This window comes from Methanobrevibacter sp. (assembly GCF_015062985.1).
Taxonomy (GTDB): Archaea; Methanobacteriota; Methanobacteria; order Methanobacteriales; family Methanobacteriaceae; genus Methanocatella.
Genome location: NZ_SUTI01000004.1, coordinates 45,301 through 51,300 on the forward strand (window position 1 = coordinate 45,301; position 6,000 = coordinate 51,300).

The following is a 6,000-nucleotide window of genomic DNA, read 5'->3' on the forward strand; positions in this document are numbered from 1 at the left end:
ATGTATATTCCAAATATGTCTTTGTAATTGGAAAAAATAAAAGAAATTAATTCATCATTTTCTCTAGCTAAGTTAAATTCTTCATATAAATCTTCAATATATTCACCAACATTAAACCAAATTTTTGTATCAGTCCCATTTACGAATCATGTGGATTTTATTGGAAATTATCCTCCGATAAGGTTAATAATACTTTCAAAATATATATTATTATTTTTAATTTCCCCATCACAAATAATATTGGATTCATGATTTCAATTACTGATAAATATGTAAACTTCAATTATGTTATAATTTGATTATTAGAATATTAAATTCACCTACAATAAACATTAAAAATACAATCAACATCAAAAATTTTTTGAGTCCTTCACTTGTCCTTATTTCAAATGGCAAGTATTTATTTGAAATATGAGGTGAAACCGTTAAATAACAAACTAAAAATGACAATATAACACAAGGCACATTATTTAAAATTGGCGTACTATTGAAAAAGACACTATCTAAAAAATTATGTAAAGCCAAACCTAACAGTGCACCAGCCCCCATAAGAGGAACCCAAAAGAGGCCCGGATGATAACCTAATACCTCCTTATAATACTTATTTCCAAATTCATCTTCAATTAACAAAAGACGACTGTTATTATTGAAGACATCAGTTCTCCACAATGTCAAAATACCAACAAAAAGTATTGAAACCCCAAAAGCAACCGCCGAAGTAATACCACTTTCAATCAAACCTAAACCAAAAAAACCAATAGCCAGAGCGATATAAATTCCAAAAATAAAAAATACTATCGCTTGATATGAAGCACCACTAAACTCTGAATCAAAAAAACCTACTTTTCTATCAACCCAATCAGTTTTATAAGCAAACACCACAAAATATATAGTTAACCCAACACATGATAAAAACATGAAGAAGCATTTATACAAATCTCTACGAAATAAATATATTACACCAACCGCTATTGGGGTCATAAATAGCATTACAACAAAAAATCTTTTAGCTAATTGTTTACGCTCTTCTTTAGTAGCAATAGTCCAACTCATAAATTCACCTCATTTCTAAAAAAATAATCATATCCTCCCGAGAAAAACAATTGTAAAATAGATAAACCAAAATCTTCTTTAATAAAATCTTCTTGAAAACACCAAGTCAGACATAACTAACATTATATCAATGGATATTAAAATTGATTACTAATTTTCCTGCTTGCAATCAAAGATGCGAAATCACCGGATTCCTTAATGGATTTGGATGACAAGCGCTGGGATATGTAGGCCGCCATGTAAGTGTCGCCGCAACCGGTCGTATCAACAACATCATCACATTCCACAGCATCGATTCTTGTTTCATCCCCCGAAATTATCCTTGACCCATGACTTCCATCAGTTATGACCATCTCATCTACATCATAGCCATACCCAATGATGTTCGCTTCCGCCTCATCCAAAAATATTGCATCAACACCATCTAAAATGGCATCCAAATCCTCAAAGTATGACAATTTTATTGTATAATTTCCATTTGCTTCAACATCAGGAACTCTCAAAAATCCCTGGATTGATATGAAAACAGGAACATTGAAACTTTTGAGATATTCAATCGTTTCAATAGGAAAATCATGGCGGTTCAGGGGATTCAGTACAAAGCCGTCAATGTCATCAGGAAGAATCCCTTCCAGATCGCTTTTCAAAATCGCAATGTCGGCAAAATTGCTCAGCTGATTGCGCACATCCAGGTTATCAGGATTCGGATAGTCATTGATGAAAAAGTGAGTGTCTTGCTTTAAGACTGCCTTGACCTTACCCTTTGAAGGAAAGTCATTGATTAAGCTTTCATCTGCGCAGTTTACGATGGCCACATAATCTTCATAATACCTATCGAAAACAATGCTTTGGTAGTATGTTGCGCCGCCTATTTTTCTGGATTCCTGCCCCCCGATAACAATCAGGTCTTCAGTTACAGGCCCTAAAACAACCAATGTCATAATGTTCCCCTTAGTCAAATTCAATTGTAATATCTACAATGTGATATTTGGATGAAATACTATAAATCTCTTTTTTAATTTCATCCTGCATATCTACGTTATCTACTTCAATTTTCAAAGTCAGAACAGAATCGATTCCATCTAAAGACCATGCATGAAAATCATCAATTCCCCTTACGCCATCAATGGCCAATACACTTGATTTGAACTCCTCGACATCAAAGTGATTAGGTGTCTTTTGAAGCAGAACTTCAAAGGACTTATGCAGATTTCTTCCGAGGTTGAATATCAGCCACAGGGCAATACCTATTGAAACGAAAGGATCAAGATACTGTGCACCATCCCAAAACATCAGCACTACACTCAGAATCAATATAGCAATCCATTCAAAAACATCACCTAACTGATGAAATAGGATTGCCCTTTCATTAAATGTTTCGCCATTATGAAGCCTGTGAACTGAAATCGATTTGAAAATGATTCCGACAATTGCCACAATAAGCATTCCACCTGCATCAATGCCCTCCGGCGCAAACAATCTTGGAATTGCTTCATAAAGTATGACGAATGCCATAACAATGACAAATGTTGAAGTTATGACCGCACCAAGAATTGAAAATCTCTGATAGCCATAGGAATACTTGTCTGTTGAATCCCTTTGAGAGAGATGCTCCAGAAACCATGCTATGGCTATTGAAATGGTATCTGACATGTCATGAATGCAGTCTGCAAGAATTGCCATACTGTTTGTGGCCAGGCCTCCGACAATGACAATTATGTTAAAAGCAAGATTCATGAAAAATACAAATGCCAGATTTTCACCTGCTTTCTTGTGATGATTATGAATGTCGATTCTCATGTTTTTTATATATGTCCTCTCAATAATAAAAAAGTTATTTATCAATAAACTAGTAAATTTAAGGTTATATTTATATAATTAAAAAATGTAAATTATATTAGTGATAAAATGGCGATAGTTGGAACAACAATATTTTCACATATTCTTCCTGTAATCTGTGGATTTTTCGGACTCATATTTATTATTTCAGGATCATTAGAAGAAGACAAAGGTAAATTAGCCTTAGGAATTGTGTTATTCCTTGTAGCTTGCATTTTCCCTTATGTAATATTAAGTATTTTAGTCTAGAAGAGTTACTTCGCCTGAATGCAGGCTAGTTCCTATCAATACTTTTTTTATTCCAAGTGATTCCAATTCATTGAGGGAATCCTTGTTTAGACCGCCTGCAATGATTAGCTTATCTTTCAAATCATCAAATTCTTCTAGAAGCTTTTCATTATATCCCTTTTCGGTGCCCACGCCGCTGATATCCAGAAGGATTATTTCATTTGGATCAATTCTTTTCAGGAATTCCTTGAATTCCTGCAGATTTATGTTCATGTTCTTTGCAAGAAGCTCATTGTCCTTCACGTCAACGCTTATGACAATTCTTTCCTTAGGATATTTCTCAAATATTTTTTCAATTTCCTCGAGGCTTTCTATTGTTTCTGTAGGTACGATAATCTTATAAGCATAATCCAGGAAAAATTCGAATCCCTGAAGGTTTTTAACGCCTCCGTCAAACATCACATTCAATATTGTGTTGACCATCTTAACATCATCGATATTATGGCCGGCAGATTCAATCAGGTCCAAATCGGCAATGTACATCTCATCCGCACCGCTTAATCTTAATCCGTTTGCAATGTCAATCGGGCTGGATGATGATGCAAAAACTGTCCTTAACGGCTGATATGTGTCTCTCATGCCTGATTTTCCGCTTACAGCCTGATGTTGTTTCAAATCGATAACTGGAATTTTCTTAATCATGATTATAGTTAGAATATTCAAGTATTAATATTTTTAAAAATAGTTTTTAAGGAGGTGAGATGAGCTTATGTGTTTGCCAGCTCATCTCCGAGTATATAAAAAATAATGATCAATTTATGGTAAATAACAGAATATGTTATGAACCTCTAATATAAAGTTAATTCACATAGTATATAAATGTTACTATAATTTAGAAAAATTAAAGTATACTTGAATAAATACTTTTTAATTTTTTTAATAAAAAATAAACAATAATTACATTCTAAATTATAATTATTAATATATGTATATAAAAAATTCAAAAAGATAAAACGCCAAATTTTAGGCACCTTAAAATCTGTAAAAAATTTTAAAATCTGGTTGATAAAGTCTATTTGAAAAAATTAAAGTAAAAAAGTTTGAAGTAAATGAAAGAGGGAATTTGAAAGATAGTATTACGTGTTTGTCCTAATTTTGCTAAGCTATTAAGTTACTTCAAACTCTATATAACAGTTGGACTTTATAGTATAAATACTTTTTTATAAAAAAGTATTACTTAAATTAATATAAAATATATAATAAGTATTACGAAAAAATTAAAAAAAAATAATTATTCCCTGAAATTCTCATCAATGTAGGCATCGAACTTTATGTATGCTTCATCAATGGCCTGAGTCACTTGATCCTGTGTGATTTCGGATAACTCATCAAACATAACTCCGACATCAACATCAACGTCCAATTGCTCATTTTCATAGCTTAGAACAATATCCAAATCCAAATCTTCCAATTCCTTCATGGACATTGATTTTGAAACTTCACGTTCAAGGATTTCGCCAAAATCGTCAGAAATAGTTTCCAAATCCTCTGGAGTTAATACTTTTAATTTAGACATAAAAATCAAAAAAAGAAAAATGAAAGTATTGAGCCTATTGACCCATACCGTTCATAGCAGCTTGAATGGTAGCTTGCATCTCTTCAAGTTTTTTCATGACTCTTTCTTCTTGGCGGGCCATGGTTTGTTTTCTTAATTGAAGAGTTTCCAATTTATCTTCCATTTCAGCTAAAGCATCACCGTATTCTACTTTAATAAGTAAAGTACCTGCTTGTTTAAATACTTCAGTGTCTTCATCAGTTTTTTTAAGTTCTTCTAAAGCTTTTTCAGTTTCTTGAATTTGAATCTCTACATTTTGAACCTGTAAAGATACAGCCTGAGCTTGTTGTTGTAATTGTTGAAACTGATTTAATTGATGTTGAATGTTTTCCGGAATTTCCATTTTATCACCTAATTTTCATTTTAAATAATTATATGAATATTAATTTGTCAAGTTATTTATTTCTAATGCCAGTTTGATCCACTTGATTGCTGAATTTACAGAAGCTCTGAATGAAGTTGAGTCTTCTGCATCAATATTAATTATAATATTGGAACCATCCAAATCAATGGTCATTGATGACCTGAAATCTGGAGCGGTATTGAATTCTAAAAGAATTGAATCGTAAATGATTTTAGCTTGACTGCTGCTGTCAAATTCCACAACGATATTGCTTTTAACAGATTCAAGTGGGCTTTCTTCAATCATTTGAAACCTCTAAAATCTTTTTAACATTAATCTGGAAATCTATCTTGTCGCCAAACTTATTAATGAAATTGATTTTAGCCGCCAAACCTTCACTTTTGGAAATCAATATGTAATTGTCATCTGCCTTATGCACTAAATCCATGTCCAGAATATCCTTCAGGATATTAAGTTCGTCTACCTCAGACACTATTTTCAATTGGGAAGGGGCAATATTCATTTTCTCACCTGCATCAGATGCTCCAATAAGAATGGTGAGCAACAATTCTCCTCTGTTAGAATAAAAAGAGATTCTGCTCGGATTGCCCTTGATTTCATTTACAATAGCTAAATTGAATTCATCAACTTCCAACGCCTTCAACAATAGCTCACGCATGTTCATTTTCCCTCTGTTGACGGAAGTTGAACCTGTTGCATGGGCCAAATTTTTACAGAATTTTCTAGTTTTTTGAGAAGGTTTTCTAGAAGTTGAGATTAACATTTAAATCAAAAATAGTAAAAATTTAGTAAAAGCAGATAAATTATCTTGCTTTTATAATTCTTGTAGTTTCTGGAACATTTTTAAATAAAATCCTATATCTGCATTTAGGACATTTATTTTCCATGTAGCTTTTATGGT

The 6,000-nt window shown here is 32.5% G+C and carries 10 protein-coding genes; 1 reads left to right on the forward strand and 9 read right to left on the reverse strand.

What is annotated here, in order from left to right; all coding sequences use genetic code 11:
• Positions 1-288: 288 nt before the first annotated feature.
• From E7Z77_RS02855 to E7Z77_RS02865, 3 genes are all read right to left on the reverse strand, one after another.
• The gene (locus E7Z77_RS02855) at positions 289-1,053 is read right to left on the reverse strand and encodes a hypothetical protein (protein ID WP_292749972.1); all 765 of its coding nucleotides are present in this window, start codon (positions 1,051-1,053) and stop codon (positions 289-291) included.
• Positions 1,054-1,190: 137 nt separating this feature from the next.
• On the reverse strand, positions 1,191-1,994 hold the full coding sequence (locus tag E7Z77_RS02860) for a PfkB family carbohydrate kinase (RefSeq protein ID WP_292749974.1): 804 nt from the start codon (positions 1,992-1,994) through the stop codon (positions 1,191-1,193).
• Between the two features lie 10 nt (positions 1,995-2,004).
• Positions 2,005-2,853 carry a cation diffusion facilitator family transporter gene (locus E7Z77_RS02865; protein WP_292749976.1) on the reverse strand — a complete coding sequence of 283 codons (849 nt, stop codon included), beginning with the start codon at positions 2,851-2,853 and terminating at the stop codon, positions 2,005-2,007.
• A 108-nt stretch (positions 2,854-2,961) separates the two neighbouring features.
• Between E7Z77_RS02865 and E7Z77_RS02870 the strand changes: the two genes are divergently transcribed.
• Positions 2,962-3,141 (forward strand): hypothetical protein, encoded by a 180-nt coding sequence (locus E7Z77_RS02870; RefSeq protein WP_292749978.1) that lies wholly within the window; start codon positions 2,962-2,964, stop codon positions 3,139-3,141.
• On the opposite strand, the gene E7Z77_RS02875 is transcribed toward E7Z77_RS02870, so the two are convergent.
• The 6 genes from E7Z77_RS02875 to E7Z77_RS02900 form a co-directional block, all read right to left on the reverse strand.
• Positions 3,133-3,822, reverse strand: a complete 690-nt coding sequence (locus tag E7Z77_RS02875) for a HisA/HisF family protein (RefSeq protein WP_292749981.1) — start codon at positions 3,820-3,822, stop codon at positions 3,133-3,135. The genes E7Z77_RS02870 and E7Z77_RS02875 overlap by 9 nt on opposite strands.
• Before the next feature lie 589 nt (positions 3,823-4,411).
• Positions 4,412-4,696 (reverse strand): DUF3194 domain-containing protein, encoded by a 285-nt coding sequence (locus tag E7Z77_RS02880; protein ID WP_292749983.1) that lies wholly within the window; start codon positions 4,694-4,696, stop codon positions 4,412-4,414.
• A gap of 34 nt (positions 4,697-4,730) precedes the next feature.
• A complete protein-coding gene (locus E7Z77_RS02885) occupies positions 4,731-5,078 on the reverse strand; it encodes a prefoldin subunit beta (RefSeq protein ID WP_292749986.1) in 348 nt (115 codons plus the stop codon).
• A 39-nt stretch (positions 5,079-5,117) separates the two neighbouring features.
• Positions 5,118-5,384, reverse strand: coding sequence for a KEOPS complex subunit Pcc1 (locus E7Z77_RS02890; protein WP_292749991.1), 267 nt, complete (start codon positions 5,382-5,384; stop codon positions 5,118-5,120).
• Complete coding sequence (locus E7Z77_RS02895; protein WP_292749994.1) at positions 5,377-5,862, reverse strand: ribonucleotide-diphosphate reductase subunit beta; 486 nt, start codon at positions 5,860-5,862, stop codon at positions 5,377-5,379. Before E7Z77_RS02895 ends, E7Z77_RS02890 begins: the two co-directional genes overlap by 8 nt.
• Positions 5,863-5,902: 40 nt before the next feature.
• On the reverse strand, positions 5,903-6,000 hold a 98-nt coding region (locus E7Z77_RS02900), incomplete at its 5' end, for a DNA-directed RNA polymerase subunit P (protein WP_292750163.1).